Here is a 465-nt window from a genome sequence, read left to right as displayed (position 1 = left end):
CCGGTTCATTCTACAAAAGGCACGCCGTCACCACCAAAGTGGCTCCGACTGCTTGTAAGCATACGGGTTCAGGTTCTCTTTCACTCCCCTTCCGGGGTGCTTTTCACCTTTCCCTCACGGTACTGGTTCACTATCGGTCGCTGAGGAGTATTTAGCCTTGGAGGGTGGTCCCCCCAGATTCCCACGGGATTTCACGTGCCCCGCGGTACTTGGGATCCCTTCTGCTCGTCTCGTCCTTTCGCCTACAGGGGTGTTACCTGCTGTGCCGGGCCTTTCCAGACCGCTTCGACTAGGATGATTCGTTCGTGATGAAGGTCCCGCAACCCCGCCTCCGAAGAGACGGTTTAGGCTTTTCCCCGTTCGCTCGCCGCTACTGGGGGAATCTCAGTTGATTTCTTTTCCTCCGGGTACTTAGATGTTTCAGTTCCCCGGGTTGGCTTCATACACCTATGGATTCAGTGTACG

General features: G+C 55.7%; 1 rRNA gene. It reads right to left on the bottom strand.

Annotation, left to right across the window (positions count from 1 at the left end):
- Nucleotides 1-465: ribosomal RNA gene (locus H1S01_RS20780) — 23S ribosomal RNA — on the bottom strand; the annotation flags it as partial.

Source organism: Heliobacterium chlorum (genome assembly GCF_014502795.1).
Classification (GTDB): Bacteria; Bacillota; Desulfitobacteriia; order Heliobacteriales; family Heliobacteriaceae; genus Heliobacterium; species Heliobacterium chlorum.
This window is presented reverse-complemented; position numbering and strand designations above follow the sequence as displayed.